The organism is Streptomyces sp. x-80 (assembly GCF_046549095.1).
Classification (GTDB): Bacteria; Actinomycetota; Actinomycetes; order Streptomycetales; family Streptomycetaceae; genus Streptomyces; species Streptomyces celluloflavus.
This window is the reverse complement of the sequence record NZ_JAJPWM010000024.1, coordinates 26,326-49,399: the sequence shown is the minus strand read 5'-3', so window position 1 is coordinate 49,399 and position 23,074 is coordinate 26,326. Positions and strand designations below refer to the sequence as shown.

At 68.3% G+C, this 23,074-nt stretch carries 14 protein-coding genes, 1 tRNA gene and 3 pseudogenes; 5 read left to right on the top strand and 13 right to left on the bottom strand.

The features are described from left to right. Positions 1 to 131 precede the first annotated feature (131 nt). The 6 genes from thrB to ACLJWH_RS35385 form a co-directional block, all read right to left on the bottom strand. Positions 132 to 1,049: a homoserine kinase gene (thrB, locus tag ACLJWH_RS35410; RefSeq protein ID WP_411145902.1), complete on the bottom strand. Its 918-nt coding sequence runs from the start codon at positions 1,047 to 1,049 to the stop codon at positions 132 to 134. A gap of 342 nt (positions 1,050 to 1,391) precedes the next feature. Beyond that, complete coding sequence (gene thrC / locus ACLJWH_RS35405; protein WP_411145900.1) at positions 1,392 to 2,468, bottom strand: threonine synthase; 1,077 nt, start codon at positions 2,466 to 2,468, stop codon at positions 1,392 to 1,394. 11 nt (positions 2,469 to 2,479) lie between these two features. Continuing rightward, positions 2,480 to 3,772: a homoserine dehydrogenase gene (locus ACLJWH_RS35400; protein ID WP_052856460.1), complete on the bottom strand. Its 1,293-nt coding sequence runs from the start codon at positions 3,770 to 3,772 to the stop codon at positions 2,480 to 2,482. Positions 3,773 to 3,910: 138 nt separating this feature from the next. Beyond that, on the bottom strand, positions 3,911 to 5,302 hold the full coding sequence (gene lysA, locus ACLJWH_RS35395; protein WP_411145898.1) for a diaminopimelate decarboxylase: 1,392 nt from the start codon (positions 5,300 to 5,302) through the stop codon (positions 3,911 to 3,913). Positions 5,303 to 5,326: 24 nt separating this feature from the next. Further along, a complete protein-coding gene (gene nrtL / locus ACLJWH_RS35390; protein WP_411145897.1) occupies positions 5,327 to 6,772 on the bottom strand; it encodes an ArgS-related anticodon-binding protein NrtL in 1,446 nt (481 codons plus the stop codon). A 200-nt stretch (positions 6,773 to 6,972) separates the two neighbouring features. After that, positions 6,973 to 7,566, bottom strand: coding sequence for a response regulator (locus ACLJWH_RS35385; RefSeq protein WP_411145896.1), 594 nt, complete (start codon positions 7,564 to 7,566; stop codon positions 6,973 to 6,975). A gap of 200 nt (positions 7,567 to 7,766) precedes the next feature. Here ACLJWH_RS35385 and ACLJWH_RS35380 point away from each other — a divergent pair. Next, positions 7,767 to 7,838, top strand: a tRNA-Arg gene (locus ACLJWH_RS35380). A gap of 210 nt (positions 7,839 to 8,048) precedes the next feature. On the opposite strand, the gene ACLJWH_RS35375 is transcribed toward ACLJWH_RS35380, so the two are convergent. Both ACLJWH_RS35375 and ACLJWH_RS35370 read right to left on the bottom strand, forming a co-directional pair. Next, positions 8,049 to 9,425, bottom strand: coding sequence for a tyrosine-type recombinase/integrase (locus ACLJWH_RS35375; RefSeq protein ID WP_411145895.1), 1,377 nt, complete (start codon positions 9,423 to 9,425; stop codon positions 8,049 to 8,051). Then, positions 9,422 to 9,595 carry a helix-turn-helix transcriptional regulator gene (locus tag ACLJWH_RS35370; RefSeq protein WP_411145966.1) on the bottom strand — a complete coding sequence of 58 codons (174 nt, stop codon included), beginning with the start codon at positions 9,593 to 9,595 and terminating at the stop codon, positions 9,422 to 9,424. Before ACLJWH_RS35370 ends, ACLJWH_RS35375 begins: the two co-directional genes overlap by 4 nt. A 1,576-nt stretch (positions 9,596 to 11,171) precedes the next feature. On the opposite strand from ACLJWH_RS35370, the gene ACLJWH_RS35365 reads away from it, so the two are divergent. Further along, positions 11,172 to 11,687, top strand: coding sequence for a phosphotransferase (locus tag ACLJWH_RS35365; protein ID WP_411145894.1), 516 nt, complete (start codon positions 11,172 to 11,174; stop codon positions 11,685 to 11,687). 118 nt (positions 11,688 to 11,805) lie between these two features. On the opposite strand, the gene ACLJWH_RS35360 is transcribed toward ACLJWH_RS35365, so the two are convergent. Further along, entirely contained in the window at positions 11,806 to 12,057 is a 252-nt protein-coding gene (locus ACLJWH_RS35360; RefSeq protein WP_411145971.1) for a hypothetical protein, read from the bottom strand. 8 nt (positions 12,058 to 12,065) lie between these two features. Further along, positions 12,066 to 12,414, bottom strand: a pseudogene (locus tag ACLJWH_RS35355) (IS5/IS1182 family transposase); the annotation flags it as partial. An 84-nt stretch (positions 12,415 to 12,498) separates the two neighbouring features. Here ACLJWH_RS35355 and ACLJWH_RS35350 point away from each other — a divergent pair. Beyond that, positions 12,499 to 12,783 (top strand): annotated as a pseudogene (locus ACLJWH_RS35350) (transposase); the annotation flags it as partial. Positions 12,784 to 13,260: 477 nt separating this feature from the next. Here ACLJWH_RS35350 and ACLJWH_RS35345 read toward each other — a convergent pair. Beyond that, positions 13,261 to 13,558, bottom strand: a pseudogene (locus tag ACLJWH_RS35345) (hypothetical protein); the annotation flags it as partial. Positions 13,559 to 13,775: 217 nt separating this feature from the next. Between ACLJWH_RS35345 and ACLJWH_RS35340 the strand changes: the two are divergent. Beyond that, positions 13,776 to 18,464: an RHS repeat-associated core domain-containing protein gene (locus tag ACLJWH_RS35340; RefSeq protein WP_411145893.1), complete on the top strand. Its 4,689-nt coding sequence runs from the start codon at positions 13,776 to 13,778 to the stop codon at positions 18,462 to 18,464. Further along, entirely contained in the window at positions 18,461 to 18,934 is a 474-nt protein-coding gene (locus tag ACLJWH_RS35335) for an SUKH-3 domain-containing protein (protein WP_411145892.1), read from the top strand. The genes ACLJWH_RS35340 and ACLJWH_RS35335 overlap by 4 nt, the downstream gene beginning before the upstream one ends. Here ACLJWH_RS35335 and ACLJWH_RS35330 read toward each other — a convergent pair. Further along, positions 18,931 to 20,154 carry a lanthionine synthetase LanC family protein gene (locus tag ACLJWH_RS35330; RefSeq protein WP_411145890.1) on the bottom strand — a complete coding sequence of 408 codons (1,224 nt, stop codon included), beginning with the start codon at positions 20,152 to 20,154 and terminating at the stop codon, positions 18,931 to 18,933. The genes ACLJWH_RS35335 and ACLJWH_RS35330 overlap by 4 nt on opposite strands. After that, entirely contained in the window at positions 20,151 to 23,003 is a 2,853-nt protein-coding gene (locus ACLJWH_RS35325; protein WP_411145889.1) for a lantibiotic dehydratase, read from the bottom strand. The genes ACLJWH_RS35330 and ACLJWH_RS35325 overlap by 4 nt, the downstream gene beginning before the upstream one ends. Positions 23,004 to 23,074: the final 71 nt, after the last annotated feature.

Below are 23,074 nucleotides of genomic sequence, written 5' to 3'. Positions count from 1 at the left end.
AAAGTCGTCCCGATGGGGGACACGAAGCACCGCGCCACTCAGGCGTCGAGTACTGACTTGAGGTTAACACTACCGGATCCAACAAACATTCCCCCTCTCCAAGGCCGGCAATCGTCGATCACCCGCGTCGATCACCCGGCGAGCGGCAGGACGCAGGTCCCCGCCGCGTCAAGGGTCAGCCGATTGGCCGCCCACCCCTCACCCGCCAGCCGTGCGACCTTGTCGGCCGCAGCGTCCTCGACCAGCGCGAGCACCGTCGGGCCCGCGCCGGAGATGACTGCGGGGACGCCGTCCGCGCGCAGTCGGTTCACCAGGGCCACGCTCTCCGGCATCGCGGGGGCGCGGTACTCCTGGTGCAGTCGGTCCTCGGTCGCGGCGAGCAGCAGCTCGGGGCGCCTGGTCAGCGCCTCGACGAGCAGTGCGGCACGGCCGGCGTTGACCGCGGCGTCCACATGCGGGACGGTGCGCGGCAGCAGCCCGCGGGCGGTCTCGGTCAGCACCGGTTTCCCGGACACGAAGACCACCGGAATGATGGAATCCGCCGGATCCATCCGGATCGCCCGCGCGGCGCCGGTGTCCGTCCAGGCGAGCGTGAAACCGCCCAGCAGGCAGGCGGCGACGTTGTCGGGGTGGCCCTCGATCTCGGTGGCCAGCTCCAGCAGCGCGGCGTCGTCGAGCTTCTGCTCACCGCCTATCGTCACGGCGCGGGCGGCGACGATACCGGCGCAGATGGCCGCGGACGAGGACCCCAGGCCACGGCCGTGCGGAATGCGGTTGGCGCAGACGATTTCCAGGCCGCGCGGCTGCCCGCCGAGCAGCTCGAAGGTGGCGCGCAGGGACCGGACGAGCAGATGACTCTCGTCGCGCGGCAGCGTGTCCGCCCCCTCACCTGCGATGTCGACGTGCAGACCGGAGTCGGCGACGCGCACCACGACATCGTCGTACAGGCCCAGGGAAAGACCCAGGGCATCGAAGCCGGGACCGAGATTGGCGCTGGTAGCGGGGGTGCGCACCCGGACGGCGGCGGCGCGGAACGCGGGACCGGCCATCGCTCGATGACTCTCCTTGATTGATGCTGCGGTACTGCCCCGGAACACCGCGGCACCTGGGTGCCCGGACGGCTCGTGGGGACTGTTCTGACCTGCCCTGCATACCACTGCGTTATGCCGTGGGGAGGGGAGTTGGCTGCCAGCCTATCGAAGGAAGGTTCTGTGGCGACATAGGGCGCACAGGAGGCGCACGATGCGTGTCGCACACCAGGCCATGCCCCGCCGCCCCCTTTTCAGCGTTTGCAGCCTTTGCACAATTTGCTGCACGTGGGGTGCGGGACGGCGACCGTCCCGCACCCCACGCCGTACGGGCGGGGTCCGCCCGCCCGCCGGATGCCGGTGCTACGCGAGACCGAGGCGCTCGGCCGCGGCGTCCGCGTCGATCGGGACCGTGACCGGCTGCGGCGCGCCGGCCACCGCCCAGTCCGGGTCCTTGAGGCCGTTGCCGGTGACCGTACAGACGATCCGCTGGCCCGGGTCCACCTTGCCCTGCTCGGCGGCCTTCAGCAGACCGGCGACCGAGGCGGCCGAGGCGGGCTCCACGAAGACGCCCTCCTGAGCGGCCAACAGGCGGTAGGCGGCGAGGATCTGACGGTCCGTCACCTCGTCGATGAGGCCGCCCGACTCGTCCCGGGCCTGCTCGGCGAACGCCCAGGAGGCGGGGTTGCCGATGCGGATCGCGGTGGCGACGGTGTGCGGGTCCTTGACGATCTCGCCGCGCACGATCGGCGCACTGCCGGACGCCTGGAAACCCCACATCCGGGGGGTGTGCGAGGCGATGCCGTCGGCCGCGTACTCCCGGTAGCCCCGCCAGTACGCCGTGATGTTCCCGGCGTTGCCGACCGGCAGCACATGGATGTCGGGCGCGTCGTCGAGCATGTCGACGATTTCGAAGGCGGCGGTCTTCTGACCCTCGATGCGCACCGGGTTGACGGAGTTCACAAGTGCGACCGGGTACTTCTCGGAGAGGCCGCGGGCGAGCGTCAGACAGTCGTCGAAATTTCCGTCGATCTGAAGGATCTTCGCGCCGTGCACCAGCGCCTGCCCCATCTTGCCGAGGGCGATCTTGCCCTGCGGGACGAGCACCGCGCAGACCATGCCGGCGCGCACGGCGTACGCGGCGGCCGAGGCGGAGGTGTTGCCGGTGGAGGCGCAGATCACCGCCTTGGCACCCTCCTCCTTCGCCCGGGTGATGGCCATCGTCATCCCGCGGTCCTTGAAGGAACCGGTGGGGTTGGCGCCCTCGACCTTGAGATGCACCTCACAGCCGGTGCGCTCGGAGAGCACCTGGGCCGGCACGAGGGGCGTGCCGCCCTCCCGGAGCGTGACGATCTCGGTCGTGTCGCCGACCGGCAGCCGGTCACGGTATTCCTCGATGATTCCGCGCCACTGACGGCTCGCGGTGGACTTGGCAGACATGGGTTGGTTCCTTACTCCCCTTCGACCCGCATGATGCTGGCGACACCGCGGACGGTGTCCAGCTCGCGCAGCGCGCCGACGGTCGATGACAGCGCGGCGTCGGCCGCTCGGTGGGTGACGACGACGAGGGACGCCTCGCCGTCCTTGCCCTGCTGACGGACCGTATCGATCGATACGCCGTGTTCGGCGAAGACCGTCGCGACCTGCGCGAGAACGCCCGGTTTATCCGCCACGTCGAGACTGATGTGATAGCGCGTGACGACGTCGCCCATGGGGCTGACGGGCAGCCGCGTGTACGCCGACTCCCCCGGCCCGGTGGCACCGGCGAGCTTGTTGCGGCAGACCGCGACGAGGTCGCCGAGCACGGCGGAGGCGGTCGGCGAACCGCCCGCGCCCGGTCCGTAGAACATCAGCTGACCGGCCGCGTCGGCCTCGACGAAGACCGCGTTGTACGCCTCGCGCACGGAGGCGAGCGGATGGCTGAGCGGGATCATCGCGGGGTGCACCCGGGCGGTGACGGACGCGCCATCCGCGGCCCGCTCGCAGATGGCGAGCAGCTTGACCGTGCAGCCCATCCGCTTGGCGGAGGCGATGTCGGCGGCGGTGACCTCGGTGATGCCCTCACGGTGCACATCGTCCAGCCGCACCCGGGTGTGGAAGGCGATACCGGCCAGGATCGCGGCCTTGGCGGCCGCGTCGAAGCCCTCCACGTCAGCGGTCGGGTCGGCCTCCGCGTACCCGAGCGCGGTGGCCTCGTCCAGCGCCTCGCTGTACCCGGCCCCGCTGCCGTCCATCTTGTCGAGGATGAAGTTCGTGGTGCCGTTGACGATGCCCAGCACGCGGTTGACCTTGTCACCGGCCAGCGATTCGCGCAGCGGCCGGACGAGCGGGATCGCCCCGGCGACCGCGGCCTCGTAGTAGAGGTCCGCGCCGTGCTCCTGCGCGGCGGCGTGCAGCGCCGCACCGTCCGCGGCGACCAGCGCCTTGTTGGCGGAGACCACGCTCGCGCCGTGCGCGAAGGCGGTGGTGATCAGTCCGCGGGCGGGTTCGATCCCCCCGATGACCTCGATCACGACGTCGATGTCACCGCGTTTGACGAGCGCGGTGGCATCCGTGGTGACCAGCTCGGCCGGGACGCCGTCGCGCACCTTGTCGGGGCGGCGGACGGCGATCCCGGCGAGCTCCACGGGCGCGCCGATGCGGGCCGCGAGGTCGTCGGCGTGCGTCGTCATGATGCGCGCCACCTCTGAGCCGACAACACCACAGCCCAGCAGCGCCACCTTCAGCGGACGCGTACGCATCATTCGACCTCTGCTTTTCATCGATCCAGCCGTTTTCCTGCTTGTCAATGCACCAGTCTCACGCACCGGACGGCACTTTCCGTCCAAAGTCCAGATGCCGAGACATTTATTTCATCCGGGGCCCGGTGCGGTGGATCCGGCTCAGCCGACATCCAGCCGCAGGAGATCTTCCTCCGTCTCCCGTCGGACGATCACCCTGGCCGCGCCGTCCGCGACCGCCACGACCGGCGGCCGCAGCGCGTGGTTGTAGTTGCTCGCCATCGAGCGGCAGTACGCGCCGGTGGCCGGCACCGCGAGCAGGTCCCCCGGCGCCACATCGGCGGGCAGGAAGGCGTCCCGTACGACGATGTCGCCGCTCTCGCAGTGCTTGCCGACGACGCGCGAGAGCATCGGCTCGGCATCGGAGGAACGCGAGACGAGCGCGACGCTGTACTCGGCGTCGTACAGGGCCGTGCGGATATTGTCCGACATTCCGCCGTCGACGGACACATAGGTCCGCAGCCCCGCCAGTTCCTTGACCGTCCCGACCTCGTACAGCGTGAAGGCCGTCGGCCCGACGATGGCCCGCCCCGGCTCGACCGACAGCCGGGGGACGGCCAGCCCGGCCGCCGCGCACTCCCGGGTGACGATGTCGCCGAGCGCCGCCGCGATCTCGTGCGGCTCCCGCGGGTCGTCGTCCGACGTGTACGCGATCCCGAGCCCGCCCCCGAGGTCGATCTCCGGCAGCTCGATGCCGTGCTCGTCGCGCACCTCGGTCAGCAGCTGCACCACGCGCCGGGCCGACACCTCGAACCCGGCCATGTCGAAGATCTGCGACCCGATGTGCGAATGGATACCGGTCAGCTCCAGCCCGTCCAGCTTCAGCACCCGCCGCACCGCCTCCGCGGCCTGCCCGCCGGCCAGCGCGATCCCGAACTTCTGGTCCTCGTGCGCCGTCGCGATGAACTCGTGGGTATGCGCCTCGACGCCGACCGTGACCCGGATCTGCACCCGCTGCCGCTTGCCCAGCCGCTCCGCGATGTGCGCGACCCGCACGATCTCCTGGAACGAATCCAGCACGATCCGCCCCACCCCGGCCTCCACGGCACGGGTGATCTCCGCGGTGCTCTTGTTGTTGCCGTGCAGCGCGATCCGCTCGGCGGGCATCCCGGCTGAGAGCGCGGTGGCCAGTTCACCGCCCGAGCACACGTCGAGATTCAGCCCCTCCTCGGCCAGCCACCGCACGACGGCCCGGGACAGGAACGCCTTCCCGGCGTAGAAGACATCGGCCCCCGGCCCGAAGGCGTCCTTCCAGGCCCGGCAGCGCGCCCGGAAGTCGTCCTCGTCCAGGAAGTACGCGGGCGTGCCGAACTCCTCGGCCAACGCACCGACGTCCAGCCCGCCGACGGTCACCACGCCGTCGGCGTTGCGCCGGACGGTACGGGACCAGACGCGCGGGTCGAGGGTGTTGAGATCGGCGGGCGGCGCGGCGTAGTGGCCCTCGGGCAGCACATCGGCGTAGCGGGGCCCTGCGGGGTGGGCGGAACGGCTCATGACGGTGAAGATCCCCTCAAGGGTTCAGAGGTGGTCGGGCGCGGAGATGCCGAGCAGGCGCAGGCCGTTGGCGAGCACCGTCCCGGTGGCCTCGACGAGGGCCAGCCGGGCACGGTGAACGGCCAAGGGTTTCTGCTCCCCCACGGGCAGCGGCGGACAGGCGTCATGCCAGCGGAAGAACGCGTCCGCCGTCGCCTCCAGCTGCCGCACCACCCGGTCCGGCGCCAACTGCCGCGCCGCGGCTTCCACGGCGGCGGGGTAGCCGGCCAGGAGCACGTACAGGGTCTGGTGGGCCTGGAAGGCGGTGGGTGGTGGCTGGGGGGCGTGGGACAGTCCGCCGGACGGGCGTGGTCGGTCGGACGGGCGCGGTCGGTCCGACCGGAGTGATCCGTCGGACGGGCGCGATCCGTTGGCTTGGAATGAGTGGTGGGGGACGGCGGAGGCCGCGGTCGCGAGGACGGCGGGCTCCGGGGCCGCGGGGGCGCCAGGGAGTGTGGCAGTTGCCGAGGAGGGTGTGGCGACAGCGGAGCGCACGGATTCGGCGGCGGGGCGTACGGAGCCCGTGCCGGTGACGAGGCCGGTAGGACTCTCCCTCTCCACGCCGACGACGGCGCGTATGGGATCGGGGCGGCGCGCCCTGCCGACGGAAGCCACGGCCCCGACACCGCAGCCGCTGTCCACGTCTACGTCTACGTCTACGTCTACGTCTACGTCTACGAAACGGTCGCTCACCAGCGTTTCCCCGCCCGTCGCGAGCACCTCCCCGGGCTCGCTCCCGAACCCCAGCTCACGCGCGTTGCGCACCAGCGCCCGGCTCCGCGCGTACGCGTACTGCACCCGGAACCGCGGATTGCTCTCGCGCTGCACCGGCCGCTCCGGCAACCGCACCGGATCATGCGCCGCGGGCCGCAGCAACGCCCACCGGGCCTCATCCGCCCCGAGCCGCGCGACCAGCCCGGCCAGCTCCGCCGCACCGTCCCCCGGCCCCGGCACATCCCCCCGACGCATCAGCCGCCCCCGGCCCCCGGCCGCCACAATCCGCTCCAACGCCTCGGCGACCACAAACCCCCGCGCCCCGCCCCCGCCGGGAAACGCCGCCTCGACAGCGCCCCCCTCCCCGTACACACTCCGGTCCCCGTACGCCGCCCCCTGGGCCAGCACGTCCCGTACGAGCGCGGCCGGCGCGCCGTCCTCCAACGTGAAGTTCAGAAACCCCGGCCCGGCGATCTCGACCCGCTCGATCCCGGCCGTACCGACCAGCCGCTTCCGCAGAATCTCGGCGACTTCCCGGGCCGGCCGGCCGGCGGGCTTGGCGAGCTGCAACGCGACATTGGAGGCATAGTCCCCACACCCGGCCCGCGGCGGCGGCTCCACCACGATCCGCACCGGCACCGGCACGGAGAGCTCCCGTTCCTCAACGGCACTACGCACGGAGCGCAGGACGGTACGGGAGAGCTCAGCGGGGGTCACAGGACAAGCGTAGGGGAGAAGGGGGCCACCCACGCGACCCGGTTTCGCCTTGTGGACCACCGGCCCCACGAACACCTCGCCGAAGGGACACCTCACCCGACGGACGCACCCACGGACATCCGGCCCTCGGCCCCGGACCCCGGTCCCCGGTCCCCGCGCCTCGTAGATCCAACCCGCCCGACGCCCCGACCACCCCGCCGTCAGCCCCCGGGCCGAACCACCGACCCCGAGCCCCCCTCCACCTCAACGTCCACGTCCACGCCCAGACCCGCATCAACATCCGCTTCGGCATCGGTGTCGGCATCAACATGGGCATCCATCAATCCACCGGACGCCATCACCACATGCCCCGCACCCGCAACGCCCGCCGCGCCGGCCTCGCCTTCCACCCCGTCCTCACGCCCGGACCCGCGCTCCCGCCCCTGCCGCACCAGTTCCCCGACCGTGCGTACCAGCTCCGTCGGCTCGAACGGCTTGGCGAGAAACGCGTCCACCCCCAGTGAGTCACCGCTGTCCACCTCGACCTGGGTGCACGCGCTGATGATGGCGATGGGGATGTCCCACGTCCGCGGATCGGAACGCAGCCGCGCGGCCGTGTGCAGACCGTTGAGCCGTGGCATCACCACGTCGAGGGTCACCACATCGGGTCTCACGTGGTGCACCACATCCAGGCATTCGGCACCATCAGCCGCGGTCACGACCTCGTAGCCCTCAAGCTCGAGATTGACCCTGATCAACTGCCGGATCACCTTGTTGTCATCGACGACAAGGATCCGACCGGGCAAGCCAGGCACACCATGAGACTAGGCGCCCACCTGCGGCTGCGTCCCGGTTTTGCCCACTTCCGCCCCGTGCGAGGGACCTTTCCCCGACCCTCACCGGCACCGCCCCCGGATGCGCTACGCCCCTCCCCTCTCCCCCGCAAAACCCTGTTCCTGAACACTCCATCAGAGCTGGTAGGGTTCTACCCGTCGCCACAACAACAGGGCGAAACGCCCCCGTAGCTCAGGGGATAGAGCAACGGCCTCCGGAGCCGTGTGCGCAGGTTCGAATCCTGCCGGGGGCACTGCAGGTCAGGTGCCTAACAGGCCCTCTGGTCAGGCGATACGCCAGATCAGAGGGCCTGTTGCTATGTGCAGTGAAGCGCCACCGAAAGCAGCCTTAGGACCCCCGCTGTGGGACATATGCGGGATCAGGCATTAAGTGACAAAGCGTCAACCCCGGACATAAGGAACACCCCGGAGCCCTCGCTCCGGGGTGTCGAATGTGATCATCATCACGCGTATTCGAGAAAGAGATCATCGATCCGCTTGTTCGCTACGGCGTGGCGTCCGTGCAGGCATTTGGCGTATCGGGCCAGCAGGACTTCCACCGTGTTGCCAGCGCGCGCGGCAACCTCGGTCGGATCCACACCGGCGTTCAGCCATGTAGACAAGGCCGAGTGGCGTAGATCATAAGGTCGGTCCGCCAGTGGGCTCTTGACAAGGTCCGATGGCAGCCCGAACTCTCGCGCTTCGCTCCAGACACGCGAGTAAGTGGAGGAGCCGACCAGCCCGCCACGCTCATTGAAGAACAGTCTGCCGTCATCAGCCGTACCGAACGTGTCGATGCCGTCGCGCCAGATCGCCACGAGCGTGGGGGGCAGGGGCGTCGGCCGCACCTCTTCAGGCTCGCGGTTCTTCAATCCGCGGTCGTCGTGGACCTCCCCGGATTGGGTCCATTTCTTGCCTGCAGTCGGCCTGGTCCGGTGAAGATTCGCCATCCCCCACCCTTCCTCGGGGAGGTGACAGTCCGGAAGCGCTACAGCCACTGCCTCCGCCGGGCGCAAACCGCCGTAGTACATGCCGGCGAACATGCCGACCAGCCGCCTGCCTCTGGCCCGGTGGTATCCACCGATATACGAGACAGCCCCCAGCAGGTTCGCGGCTTGTTTCGGATTCGCGACGACCCTTGGGTCGACTTCCACGACTTTCGGCGGCTTCTGCCAAGACACGCCGTTGACGGGATTCTCCTCAAACTCGCTCAGCTCGGTGGCGTAGTTGAGCGCGTTGACGAAGACCTTGCGTTTCCGCCTCACGGTCTCGCCCGCCGCGGCCTTCCCGTCGAGCTTCAGCTTCAGCCCGTCCAGAACCCCACGCATGACCGCTGGCTTCGCCAGGTCAGCCAGCGGAGGGGAATTCCTGGAGACCCAGTCAATCACCGACGTCGCCTCCGGCGGGATCTCCCTTTCGCCCGGACCAGGTAGGACGAAAGCCCAGTCCCTCAACGCCCTCTGCAAGGCTCGATCCGACGGGCGTCCGGGACGCTTTGGCATCAGCGACTTAGTTACCGACGTCAGGGCCTCGTTGATCTCGTCCCGATAGTTGGGCGAGGCGTGGGGCCATTTCATGCGCAAATAGTCCAGTGCGAATGCATACCAACTACGGGCTGGCACCTTCTCCTCCATAGAGGGAGGAAAACCCGTCTCAGTATCGAATTGCTCGCCCTTATCCTGAGCCATGAGCAGTCGGGCCTGCAGTTTCTCGGCAAGTCCCTTGGTGCTTCGCGAGCGGGAGAAGGGGCGTCCAGCAACACCCCAGCGCACCTCATAGGTGTCTTTCCCCTTGCGCTGCTTGACCCTAACGCTCCATATTCGAACGTTGGTCGTCTTCAAGCCGCAGATTCCTCTCTCTGACGTAGCCACTCCATGAATGCGCTCCGCCATACGCGCAGCTCACCGTTTGGGAGTTTCAGCACGGCGGGCCCTGTACCCATTTCACGCCATCGGTAGAAGGTTCGTCGAGACGTCCCCTTCAGCTCCTCCAACACCTCGGGCACGGTCATTAGCTCATCGCCCTTCCCGATACCGTTCCTCATTCAGCTCCCCCACTACAGGGCCACAGCGAGACATTCTGGCACCAGGTTGGAATTACCTCTTGGGAGGCAAGCACTGACGGCGGAAGTGGGTCACTAGGCGGTTTCAGGGCAGGGGATATCTCGGCAAGGCGCATCGAAGGGGGGTCCTTACGAAATGGTGCAGTATCCGACTGGTCCTCTTCCATCCTGGGGTTTCCAAGGGTGACGGGAGGGATAGTCGGCACAGGTCAGCAGCCCCATAGCGGCTTGCTGACACGGAGGATGAAAGAGGTTCACTCAGCGTCTATGGGCTGGCGGGTTCGGGGGAACGGCGTGCCTTTCTCGGAAACCAGAAGCGATCAGCTGCACGGTGCCAGATGCGCACACAGCAGGACAGTGCTGTCCGCTCCAGGTCCACCGCCAAGTAGCCGGTGCGAACGACATAAATACTCCAGACGATCCCCGGTTTCGCTAACCGGGGATCGTGGGCTACGATGCGCGCCCCGACAGCAGAAGCCGGCAACTTCCCGCACATGCCTCAGTCACGAAGCCAACCGGCATGAGTGCATGAATGGGGTCGCGCCGCCTGAGACGATCCCCCGTAGACCGTCTCCGGTGAGGCGGTCGAGATTGCCCGCCACGACAGACTCAAAAGTGCCAATGACTCGGGCTACACGAGGTGAGGCTCCGGGGTGCACCGCAATGTGCGCAATGGCTGCTCGGCCGCGGCCATAGTCCCGTTGCAGCAGGCCCTCGCCAAATAGCCCGGCCGCGTAGACGCAAAGACACAACGCTATGAAAGCGGCTCAGACTCCCCCACCTCTGGATAGTCCACGCAATCAGCGCACCGAAAATCAAGAGGACGGAGGTAGTTAACCAGACGGAGCGAATAGCGGACTTCGACAGACGAGCCTCCTAGATAAAGACCACGGCAGCGAGGCAGAGCCGGGTGGGCGGCAGAGTCCTGAAACAGTCGACCCCGCCCGCTCCGGAGTGGTTCCCTTCGCTGAACAGGTGTTTCCGGGAAGTTGTACCTTGACATGCCCCCGGCGGAGGTTCCAGTCCTTTGGGGATCTTCCTCGTCTGCCGTAGGCGAATGTCCTGACGCCCCCCAAGCGGAGTTCACATGGTGGAGCAGACGCCAGCAGAGCGAGCTCTGGCCTCCTCGTACACCACTGGTGGCGGGAAGGCCAGATTCGATATTTCCAGCCTGTTGGTCCATCATCACGACGACCACAGCTTGACCTTCACGTACAAGATCGCTGTAGTGCGTCAAGGGCATCACAACGAGTACTGGGAGTTCGCTCTCCCGCGGGATGACAAGTCTCTCGTAGATGTGCTCGCCTCACCTCCACCTGACCGTGATCGGCTCCAACAGCTCGTGCACTTGGTCCGCGCCTAGTTGGAAGAGTGGTGGGACACCAAAGGACAGAGCAGACGGTCGGCAAAGATGGGGCGTCAACTGCACTGAACGGCTCGCCAGCAGGGTCCAGCCCCTTGCCCGTCCAGACCCGGAGGATCACCTCGTGACGCTCCACACCCTCCTCCCTGCCGACCTGCGCGAGTGGGTCGCCGACCAGTTGTCCGGCATGGCGATTACTCGCCCCGCAACTGGCTGTGGGACGACGAGAACGGCACCCACAGCCTGATCGACTTCGAGAAGTCCGGCCACGGGATCGCTGTCGAGGACCTCGTGTGGCTGTGCGGTGCGCTCTGGCCCACACGCCCCGACCTCAAACGGGCCTTCCTCACCGGCTACGGACGCAAGCTGTCCAATACGGAACAGCAGGTGCTGCTCTTGCTCACCGCACGGCTGGCCGTCTCCTACCTGCACGCGGGCAGCACGAAGCACGAGCCGGTGCTCATCGAAGCGGGGCCGGACCGTCCTGGCAGATCTGGTGCGAGCCTGCGGATAGCCTTGGCCGCTGCTGCCGTCGCACCCCGTCGCGACGACAGTCTCGCCGCCGGCGATTCGTACGTGGAGGACGTGGCCTCTTCGCGGCTCCGCGCGGTCTGGACACCGGGGCCTACTCCGCGACCGCCGACGCTGCCGCGCTGGCCGGCTTCGACATCGCGGTGATCACCGTGCCGACCCGCTGCGGGACGGCGTGCCTGATCTGACCTACATCGAGCCCTGCGCCCGGACGCTGGGCAAGCACCTTCGCCCCGGCGCGGGGGGTAGTCCTGGAGTCCACGGCCTATCCCGGCACCACCGAGAAACTGCTGCTGCCGATCCTGGAGAAGACCTCGGGCCTCAAAGGCGGGGTGGACTTCCTGGCCGGATTCAGCCTCGAACGCATCGCTCCGGGAAACAAGAGGTGGTCGTTCGACGGGACGCCGAAACACCCGCCGGCGAACTCGCCGCGCACGGCGATTCGGTCCGCCAACTCGGTCAGGGCGAACGAGATCCCGAGCCGCTCGCCGAGCGCCCGGAACTCGGCGAGCGCCATCTCCAGGTACGCGTCCGCGGGTGACCGCCGGCCGGACGCGGGACACGGATGCAATCCAGCACCGGGATCAACTGCGGTGCGTGACCCTACTGACCGGGCGTGACCCGGATGGCCAGTGGACGGCATCCGCCATCGCTCGCCAGGTGAATCTTCGTCGTGAGACCACCGGGTGAACGGCCGATCCCCTCGTCCGGACGATGCCCGGCAGGGTGAACGCCGCGCCCCGGTATCCGGGCCGACTGTGGCGGCCTCCGCGGCATGCTGATGGGCACGGCACACCGTGGAATCCACGCTCACCACACCCCAGTCGATCCGGCCGTCCAGGTCGGCGTCGGCCTGGACTGCTCGCAGGACCCGGTGAGGGACTCGCATAGGCCACCTCAGCAGTCCCGACCTTGCTAAGACCATGTCCTACATGGTCAGTTGGTTGTTGGATTGGCTATGGGGAGTGGGCGGTGGGGATGGATCGTGCCGGAAGGGCTGTGGGAGATCGTCAGGCCCCTGTTGCCGTCGGCGAGGGTTCGCCCGCAGGGCGGCGGAGTCGCGAACATCGACGATGAGGCGGTGTTCGCTGCGATCATCTATGTACTGGTAAGCGGCTGCGCCTGGCGGGCCTTGCCGCCCTGCTTCGGGGCCTCGAAGTCGACCGTGCACCGCCGGTTCCTTACCTGGTCCCGGGCTGGTGTGTGGGGACGACTGCACCAGAAGGTGCTCCAGCTCCTGGACGGCTAGCAGATCAAGGACGAACTCGGCTGGGCCGACTTCCAAGTCCGCTCCGACCGCGCCATCCGCCGTCACCAGACCCTGGTCAACTGCGCCTTCTCCTTCTGCTGGGACCAGTGGTTTGCCCCACCCGGGCCCCTGGACGCCACCGCGCCGGCCCCCTGCAGAGAGGGGGCCCCAGCCGAACCCCACCAGCCCCAACAGCCTTGCTGGCCCAGGGCATTACGCGCCATCCGTTCCTGGCTCACCCCCGCCATCACCCTCACCCGATGGTGGCGAGCCTGGACGGACACAGACCCACCATCCGAGCTCCAGGCCCTGATCGACGCGGTCACCACAGGACACGGCATTGACCTCTACCGCCGGATTTAACGAACTACCGCTAGCCAGATGCTCCCAGGGCATTGGCAGCTCGGAATCGGCGACCAGACAACATGCTCGCGCCTGCCCCTCACGGGCGATGTCGTCGAGCAACCGGCGAAAGTACTGGCTGGGGAACCGCAGGGGGTGTGGGCGGTGGCATGCGAGTTCCAGGTGGTGGTGCCCCAGAGGGTGGCGCGGTGCGGGCGGCGATGGCGCCCTGTTCGTCAAGGAGTTCAGCGGGGGTTCCATCGAGATCAGTGACGATGGCGGAGAAGCGCTGGTCGATCTCGTGTTGCGGAGCGTGGGCTTGCGTCCGGCGTTCTCGCTGGGTCAGGGGCGTGAGGCCCTGACGGTCCCACGAGATTTATGCGGATTGTCCGTGAACGAGGGTGGTCTGTTCGCACAGGGTGGTGCCGTGAACGTCACCTGCTCAGCGATGTGCCTGCCGTCTTCGGTCAGACGTAGTACCACCCCTGGGCTGCTGGCCGCCTTACGGCAGGCCCGAATGCGCCTTGAGGAACCACACGCCCCGGTGAAAGCATCTCACCTTACGTGGTTTGATCAACGGGGGTGCGCTTCTCATGGGCGTTGTACTGCCTGGGTGGGCGGATGAGGCGCTCGACATCATTGGCGTGTCGTGGCCGAATGTGGACGAGGACGACTACCGCGAGATGGCGACGGCCATGCGGGAGTTCGCCGACGACATCGATGAGGGAGCGAACGAGGCCCACCAAGCCATCCAGGGCCTGGTGGGGTCGGCGGGTGGTTCGCTGGCCGTCGAGGCGTTGAATGCCCACTGGGGGAAGATCAACGGCACTCATCTGAAGAACCTGGGTGAGTGTGGCCGGATGGCAGCCACCGCCTTGGACGGTGTCGCCGTGCTCATCGAGGGGGCCAAGCTGGGCGCCCTCGTTCAACTGGGCATTCTTGCCGCCGAGGTGATTGCGGCTCAGGCTGCGGCCCCCTTCACCCTGGGCCTGTCCGAGGTCGGTGCGCTGGCTGCGACGCAGGCGACCCGGGTGATCGTCAAACGGCTGTTCAAGGAGGTCTGCCAGCAGGTCGCCGAACAAGTCATCAGCATGGCCCTGACCCCTGTCGAAGAGGCCCTGGGCGCGATGGTCGGCGACCTGGTTGTCCAGCTCGGAGCCAACGCGCTGGGCGTTCAGGACGGTGTGGATCTGAACCGAACGGCCAAGGCTGGTAAAGAAGGCTTCAATAACGGCGCGCAGGGAGCCAAGGACTCCGTCAAGTCAGCCGCTGACAAACCGATGGAGCTCCTCAGCGCCGGCGTTGGCCGCGGTGGTGGAGGGCACGCCGGATCCGGGGGAAGTGGATCCGGCGGCAGTGGCGGGTTCAGCTTCGATCCGGGCGAACACGACAGGGTGGTGATGGGCCTGCAGAGTGCGGGGGGCACCTTCCGCAACAAGGCCGGCGGCAAGATCAGCCGAGCCAAGAGCCACCACGGGCGTACGCGCGGCAAGGACGCCATCGCCGATGCGGCAAACGCGATGCTTGACAAGGTCATCGATGGGATCGAGGACGGTGTCAAGAAGACCGCCAAGCATCTCGACGACAACATGACCCGCGGCGTCAAGCAGATGGCCAAAAACCATCACGACAACGATCGCGCGCTCTCCGACCACTTCAAGGGCATCGGCAAGGACGGCAAGTCGGACCCGAAGGGCCCCAACGGGAGCCCCGGCACATCCGTGGACACCGGCGGCGGTCGAGGTGGTCGCAAGTCCTCTGGCGAAGGCCGTGGCCGTAAGCAGGTGGAGAATCCGCGGGAGGCCGGTCGCCCCCGGGACTCCGTCTGCCAGGGCGGTGAGCCGGTCGACATGGCAACGGGGCGGATGTTCATCGAGCAGATGGACTTGTCTCTCCCCGGCTCGCTCCCCCTGTTGTTCAAGCGATCCTTCGAGTCCGGGTATCAAGCAGGCCGTTGGATGGGCCCGCGCTGGGTCTGCACCATCGACGAGCGGCTGGAGCTCGACAACGAGGGCGTGGTCCACCTCAGCGCGGACCGGACCGCGCAGGCGTACCCGTACCCGAGTCCCGATGAGCCTGTCCAGGCAACGGCCGGCGCGCGTCTCGACCTCGCGCTCGGTCACCTGACAGGCAGATACACCCTGACGGACATCACGACGGGACTGGTTCGAGAGTTCACCTTACAGCCCGACGGCCAAACGGCCCTGCTGACCCAGATACGCGATCGAGCAGGCCACCACGTCGACTTCGCGTACGACGCTGCCGGCACACCGCTGAGCATGGTTCACTCCGGCGGCTACCAGCTCTTGATGACAACGGAAGCCGGTCGCATCACCGCCCTCCACCTGGCCGACGCGGGCGGCGACGGCCAGAACGTGCTGCTGACGCGCTACGGATACACCGACGGCCACCTGACAGCGGTCTACAACTCCTCCGGCAAACCACTGCTCTTCGCCAACGACGATCAGGGCCGGGTCCTGTCGTGGACCGACCGCAACGACACCCGGTATCTCTACACCTACGACGAGTTCGACCGGGTCGTCGAAGAGGGCGGAGCGGACGGCTCGCTCAGGTTCCATTTCGAGTACGGCGATCCGAATCCGGTCACCGGTATCAAGGTCCACTCCGAGACGAACGCACTCGGCCACACCACCCGGTACCAGGTCAACGAGGACAGCCAGATCGTCGCCGAGACCGACCCCCTCGGCAACACCACCTGCTTCGAGCGGGACGAATACGACTGCCTGCTCGCCCAGACCGACCCGCTCGGCCGCATTACCCGTTTCACGTACGACGACACCGGCGGCCTCCTCAGTGTCACGCGTCCGGACGGCGAGCAGTCCACCGCCGCCTACTTCGGCGATTCAAGCCTGCCGACACTCATCACCAAGCCCGGCGGCCTCACATGGCAGCAGACCTATGACGCGGCGGGCCGCCGCACCTCGCTCACCGACCCCAACGGCGCCACCACGCGTTACGGCTATGACGAGGCCGGGCACCTTGCGTCCGTCACCGACGCCTTTGGCAACTCCACCCGTATCCGGTGCAACCCAGTCGGCCTGGCCATCGAGGTCACCGACCGTGCCGGAGCAACCAGCCGGTACGAGCGCGATGCTTTCGGGCGCGTCACCGCCATCACCGATCAATTGGGCGGCGTCGCCCGGCTGGCCTGGAGCACCGAGGGCAGCCTGACCTCATACACAGCTCCCGACGGGAGCACCGAGTCCTGGACGTACGACGACGAGGGCAACCTCCTCGCCCACACCGATCGACTTGGACGGGTCACGTCCTTCGAGTACACGCCCTTCGAGACGCTCGCCGCCCGTACCAACCCTGACGGCACCCGTCTTGCCTTCACCTACGACGTTCATATGCAGCTCGTGACCGTCACCAACACCCTCGGTCAAACGTGGGAATACACCTACGACACCGCCGGACAGCTGATATCGGAAACCGACTTCAACGGCCGAAGGGTCGCCTATGAGCTGGACGCCGCAGGCCAGCTCGACTCACGAACCAACCCTCTGGGACAGCAGATCGAGTACAGCTACGACGTCCTCGGACGGCTGGTGGCGAAGAACGCCGACGGGGTGGCCACCAGCTACGCGTACGACCTCTCAGGGCACCTCCTCCGGGCCGTCAGCCCTGACGCCGATCTGCACCGCACCGTCGACGCTCTCGGAAACCTCCTCAGTGAGAGCATCAACGGCCGCACTCTTACCCACACCCGGGACATCCTCGGCCGGCGCACCGGGCGCACCACCCCCGGCGGCCATACCAGCACCTGGACCTACGACCAGGCCGACCGCCGTACCTCGCTGACGACCAACGCCGGCACGCTTGAATTCGCCTACGACGCGGCCGGACACGAGATCCAACGCTCCCTTGGTGACCGCCTGACCCTGGCCAGTGCTTGGGACACCGAACACCGCCTCACCGGCCAGATCCTCCGGACCGAACAATCGGTACTGCAACGCCGCGACTACACCTACCGCGCCGATGGCATCCTCACCGGCGTCGACGACCAGCTCAACGGACCCCGCACCTTCGACATCGATACCGCCGGGCGTGTCACCGCCGTCCACGCCGCCACTTGGACCGAGAGCTACGCCTACGACCCGGCCGGCAACCTCACCGACGCTGACTGGCCCGCAACCGGACCCAACAAGGCGGCAGTCGGTACACGGACGTACAACGGAACCCAGCTCGGCACCGCCGGCCGAGTCCGCTACGAGTACGACGCCGCAGGCCGCACCGTGCTCCGCCAGGTCACCCGCCTGTCGAAGAAGCCCGCAACCTGGCACTACACCTGGGACGCCGAGGACCGCCTCACTCACGTCACCACGCCCGACGGCGCCCACTGGCACTACACCTACGACCCCTTCGGCCGGCGAATCTCCAAGAAGCGCCTGGCCGCAGACGGCATCACCGCAGAAGAGCGGACCTACTTCACGTGGGACGGCTCGACCCTCGGCGAACAGACCACCTACGCCCCCTCCCTGCCTGGCCCGTACACCATGAGCTGGGACCATCGGGGACAGCACCCACTCGCCCAGACCGAGACCATCACGACTCCCGCGACGGCCTACATTCCGCAGGACCAGATCGACCGCCGATTTTTCGCGATCGTCACGGACCTGGTCGGCACGCCGACCGAACTCGTCGACACGGCCACCGACACCATCGCCTGGCGAGCGGTCCCCACGCTGTGGGGCAACACCACCTCGGCGTCCGGCAGCACAACCAGCACGCCACTGCGTTTTCCCGGCCAGTACTTCGACCCCGAGACCCGCCTCCACTACAACCTCAACCGCTACTACGATCCCGAAACCGCCCGCTACACCACCCCCGATCCGCTCGGTCTCAGTCCCGCGCCCAACCCGGATACCTACGTCCACAACCCTCATACCTGGTGCGACCCGCTCGGCCTCATGCCGGATGACAGCGCCAACCTCAAAAAAGATCTGATGGACCTGGGGAAGAAGCGGGTGCAGCACGTCGCGGACGGGCTCGGGGAGGATGAGGAGCCGCCGGGCGCCTATTCCGTGGGGAAGGACCGGACCACCGGTAAGATCTACTACGGCGACAGTGGCCCCGAGACCGGCCATGAGCAGGCGGTGATCGACGCGATGCCCAAAGAATCGCAGCACCCGTCCGGACGGCCGCCGGGAGTGTGCGGCGAGCCCCGGATGTTTACCAACGCGATCAAGGATGGCGCTGATCCCAAGAACATCGATCTGGTGACGGTCAACCCCAAGGGTAAGAAGTTCAAAATGTGCATGAACTGCGAGACATGGGTACCCGGCTTCGGAGGAGAGGTCCTGACAGGATGAACGACACTCCTGAGCGGCCCTCGATGCAAGCCCTCCTGGACGACCTGTCGGGAATCGCGCATTTCTCGTTCGAGCCGCTGGACATCGAGAGCACCTGCCGGCAATACACAGAGGATGGGTACGAAATCACCCCTCAGCTCCGCGGATTCCTGGAGAAATACGGCGAAATCACCGTGACCTGGCTTTTCCGGGGCAACGAGGTGGAAGTCACGACTTCGACAGAGAGGACCCTGGAGTCCGCACACGCCACGCCTCGGAACGTTCGCGTCTTCGGCAGGAATCTCGGCCAGTCCGTCCAATTGGTCGGTACCGCATTCGACACCGAGGAGTGCGTACTGCTGGCCGAGAACGGCGAAATCCTGCTCTACGGCGATGCCGGGTACCAGCGAGTGGCGAACAGTTTCGAGGACGCCATCCGCGCATTGGTAACGGGTGACTGGGACAAGAGCTTTTTCCGACCTGCGACTTAAGACAGCAAGATGAGACAGTCCCAGTGATCTGCGGTTCTGGGCAGGAGGCCACCGAGGTCGGCCAGCACGAGTGCGGTACCGGTGTGACCGGTGAGGAAGCCGCGCGGACGGGAGTTCGCGAGAGGGGCCAGCGTGGTGGGGGTCACGTGGTCGATGACGGGTTGGCAGGTGAGGCGCACGGCGCTTTGTAGGACGCCGGCGCTGCCGTGGCAGAGGGCGGTGCCCTCGATGTCCCAGTTGTCTAGGGGGCGGGCGGCGAGGGCGGTCATGGCGGCGGCCGCGGTGTGGCTGAGGGATGGGAGATCGAGGGCCCGCCCAGCGCTGGCGAGGGCGGTGGCGATGCCGGGGGTGCCGTAGCACCAGGCGGTGGTACGGCCGCGGAGGCGGGCGGTCGTTCCTCGTGGGGCGTTGTCGAGGGCATCTCCGCTGATGTGGGGTGGCCAGGTGCTCTCGGGGGTTTGCCAGGTGAGGAGCCAGTCAGCTGCGGTGTGGATTGCGTCGCGCTGGCCGGGGAGGGTGTGTCCGGCCTGGTGAGCTGTGGCCAGGAAGGCGAGGGGGCCGGCGACGCCGTGGGCGAGGCCGGTGGTGGCGGCGCCGGTGGGCGGGATGGTGACCGTGGGTGGGTGGAGGGCGGCGGGCAACCACCAGCCTGGGCGGATTCCGTGGGGGGTGAGGATCATGTGGGTGAGGGTGGAGAGGGCGGCGTGCAGGCCCGGCTCGGCTTCGGTGTGGTGGCCGCGGTGGTGCGCGGCGAGCAGGACTCGGCCGATGCCGGCGAGGCCCTTGATGGCGTCGTAGACCGCCCAGGGGGTGGCCTGCTCGCGTGGGGCCCGGTGGTGGTGGCGGGCGAGTGCGACAGCGCGGGCGGAGAGCCAGGTTGTGGCGCGTGGGAGCAGGGTGTTGTGGGGGTCGTTGGCCGGCAGGTAGCCGGTGCCGATGATCAGGGATGCGGCCAGGGCCCCGGGGCCGGTGTGGATGCCGTCGGGAGGCGAGTTGTCCACTAGGCGGGCGGCGGCGGCCCAGTGGGCGGCGGCGATTGAGGCGAAGCGGGGTTCGGCCGCGGCGAGGCTGGCGTGCAGGAGTGCGGTGCCGGCCAGCCCGTAGCAGAGGGTGGAGGCGGCACGGCGGGTGAGGGGGGCGATGATGTCCTGGGGGTCGCGCAGGGTCTGGGCGATGCGCATGGCGGCGTCGGCGGCCCGGGCGCGGATGGTGGTGCTCACGGCCGGTGCAGGAGGTCGGCGGCCAGGGTGCGGACGAGACGTTCGGCTCCTGGGTCGACGGCGAGCATGCGGTTGGTGTGCATGTGGATGACGTCGCTTGCGCATCGGTCTGCGGCCCGATGGGGAAGGGTGTCTCGGTAGGCGATCAGCGCGGCTGACCGCGTCGCACGGGCGGTGGCAAGGCCGGTGAGGGAGAAGAGCGCGGGGACGCGGGGGAGTTGTTCGCGTAGGGCGTCGCGGTGACGGCGCTGGTCTCGGGTGAGATGGCCGGGCCCCAGAGCGGAGAGGGGTTCGGGCGCGAGGGTGCGGGCGATCTCGGCGGAGCCGGCTGCGGCGATGAGGAGGCGTTCGTCCTCGGTGTGGTTGAGCGCGGCTAGGGCCAGGCGGCTGTCGGTGCTGAAGAGGCGTTCGACGGCGGTGATGGCTTGCGGGCCGCCGTAGCGTTCGATCTCCTGTTCATAGGGCTCCAGGTGGAGGGTTCCGGGGCCGAGTAGCCCGCGGCTGCGCAGGTGGTCGGAGAGTTCGGACAGCCGCGGCTGGACGTCGGTGGCGAGGGTGTGAGGGGTGGCGTGGAAGCGCAGGCGCAGGTGTGGGCCGAGGGCGGGGGTGGTGTAGCGCAGCCAGAACCAGCGGTCGACGTCCACGGGGAGGTGGTTGAGCAGTGGTGCGAGTTCGGTAAGGACAGTGTTGTGGAGGCGGGCGGGTGCGGCGAGAGCGGCGGAGAGCCATTCGCCTCCTGGCAGGTAGGTGCCGGTTCCTGGGGTGCGCAGGGCGTTGCGGGGGTCGGTTGGAGGGGTGTGCGGGGTGTGGCGTCGGCTGAGGGGGACGACGAGGTCGATCACGTGGTGTGCGCCGTTGGGGCCGTCGACCACGGCGAGGTCCTCGGGGCCGGCGAAGGGTTCGGCGAGGATGCGTGTGCCGCGGTGGATGCTGCGGCGTAGCAGTTCGCGGTGATCGCGCTGGCGCAGATCGAGGGTGAGGCGGCGGTCGGCTTCCTCGGCGAGGAGCACTGCGGGGGGTGTAAGGCGGGTGGTGGTGCGCCAGTTTGCGAGACGCTCTTCGAACGGGGTGTGGTGGTGCGCGGCGGTGGTGAGGGCTTCGGGCAGTCGCCAGCGGGCGGGGGCGAGGAGGACGTCGCGGTAGCGGACGCGGGGCGTGTAGGGCCAGCAGTTCAGCGGGCCCCAGTTCCAGGGGTGCCAGGGCCGGGTCCCGGCGTGACCGAGGAGGTGGAGGGCGTACGCGGCCGGGGGCAGGAGACGGGGGGCCAGGCGGTTGTAGAGCACGGGGATGACCGGCCGGTGGTGGCGGGTGGACCACAGCTGAAGATGGGTTCCGGTAGTGGTCACGGCCAGGTCGTCGAGGCGGATGTCGCGGGGGCGTGCGGGGAGGTCGAGCGGGATGCGCCACGGGGCGGCGCCGGTCTCGCCTGCCAGCGCACCCGCCACGGCGGTGCGGGGGCGGCAGACGATTTCCGCGACCATGGGGCCGTGGCCAAAGTCGGGATCCTCGCGGGGCGCGAGTTGAGGGAGCCAGCGTATCCAGCGACCCGGGGCGGCCCCCGCGACCTGGGACCCGGTGCCGGGGCAGACCGCTATACGCAACCGGTCGGCATCACGGAGCAGTTGGATGTGTATCTCGGCGGTGCGCGGCGGCAGTAGCGGCGAGGGGTTGGTGAGCTGGTCGACGTGCTGCTCGTCCAGGACGATCTCGGTCCTACCGGTTGACAGGGCGTCGGCGAGCAGGCCAGCCAGCGCGGCGGTGCGGCGTTCATCGAGTCCCTCGTCGGTGCCGATCGCGTCGGAGGGGGCGGGTGGGCCGAGTCCGGTGACCGGGTCGAGGACGTCCAGGAGCGGCACGAGCCGTTGGTGTCCGTAGAGGGAGCAAAACCTGCGGTGATAGTCGGTCAAGGGACCCTTGCGTTGGCCGATCCGCCACAGCAGAGAAGCGGCTTCGGCTGCTTGTTCACCCACCGCCGGGGGTACGGCGAAGTCGGCGTCCGCGAGGGTGTCGACGGCCAGCGGTCGCCTCGTATGGTGCACTTCGTCGGCCAGATCGCGGGCTTCTTCCAGCAGTTTGCGCCGTTGCGGAGTCCCGGGCGGGTACGTATCGCACCGCGCCAGCAACTGGTCAAGTCGGGCCAAGCACGGCCGGAGTAGGGCCGTGGGCGGAAGCTTGTCCAGCAGGTGCTGCACGGGATTGTCGCGCAGGTCGGCGGGAAGGTCAGGCAGCAGCAGGCCCGTGTCGATCATGTTGATCACGGCGCGGGTAGCCTTCCGAGGGTCGGCACCGGGATGGCGGCACAGAAGCCCGTTGAGCAGGTCGCCGGCCAGAGCGCCACCGCGGCTGGCGTCCAGCAGCCAGAGCGAGACGTCCGTGGCCCTCACGCTGGACATCCGGGCTCCCTCAGGGGCGGGATGCTCGACCTCCAGTCGGTCTCCCCTCCTGACAGCCGCAGAGGCGGCCGTCAAGGTGAGCGCCGACAGCAGCTCGGGGTGCTCACGCATCAGCTGATCGGCGACCTCCGTCAGCCAAGCGGGGCTGGGCGTTGTCACCGTCCGGTGGGCGCTTCCCAGCCGCGCCGTGAGGGTGGCAGCGGTGAAGGTGGCGGGCGCAACCCCCGCAAACACGCCGTGCGGGGTGGTCCGGGTACGCGAGCGCAGATCGTAAGCGGCCCGCGTCACCCGCCCCCGCTCCGTACCCTCGGCCGCGGCCTGAGCGGCGCTCCGGCTGGCGAGGAAGACGCCCTCGTCCAGCAGATCGTCGCCACTGCCGCCAGCGGGACCGAGCTGGTAGGGGCGCAGCGGAACCCGGGCCATCGCCACCGGGTGAGGGTCGAAGAGCCTGCGCATTGCGTCATCCCCGAAGAAGCCCGTGGTGGACGGGCCGGGCGCGCAGCACGCGCGCCCGGCCCCGGTCGCTT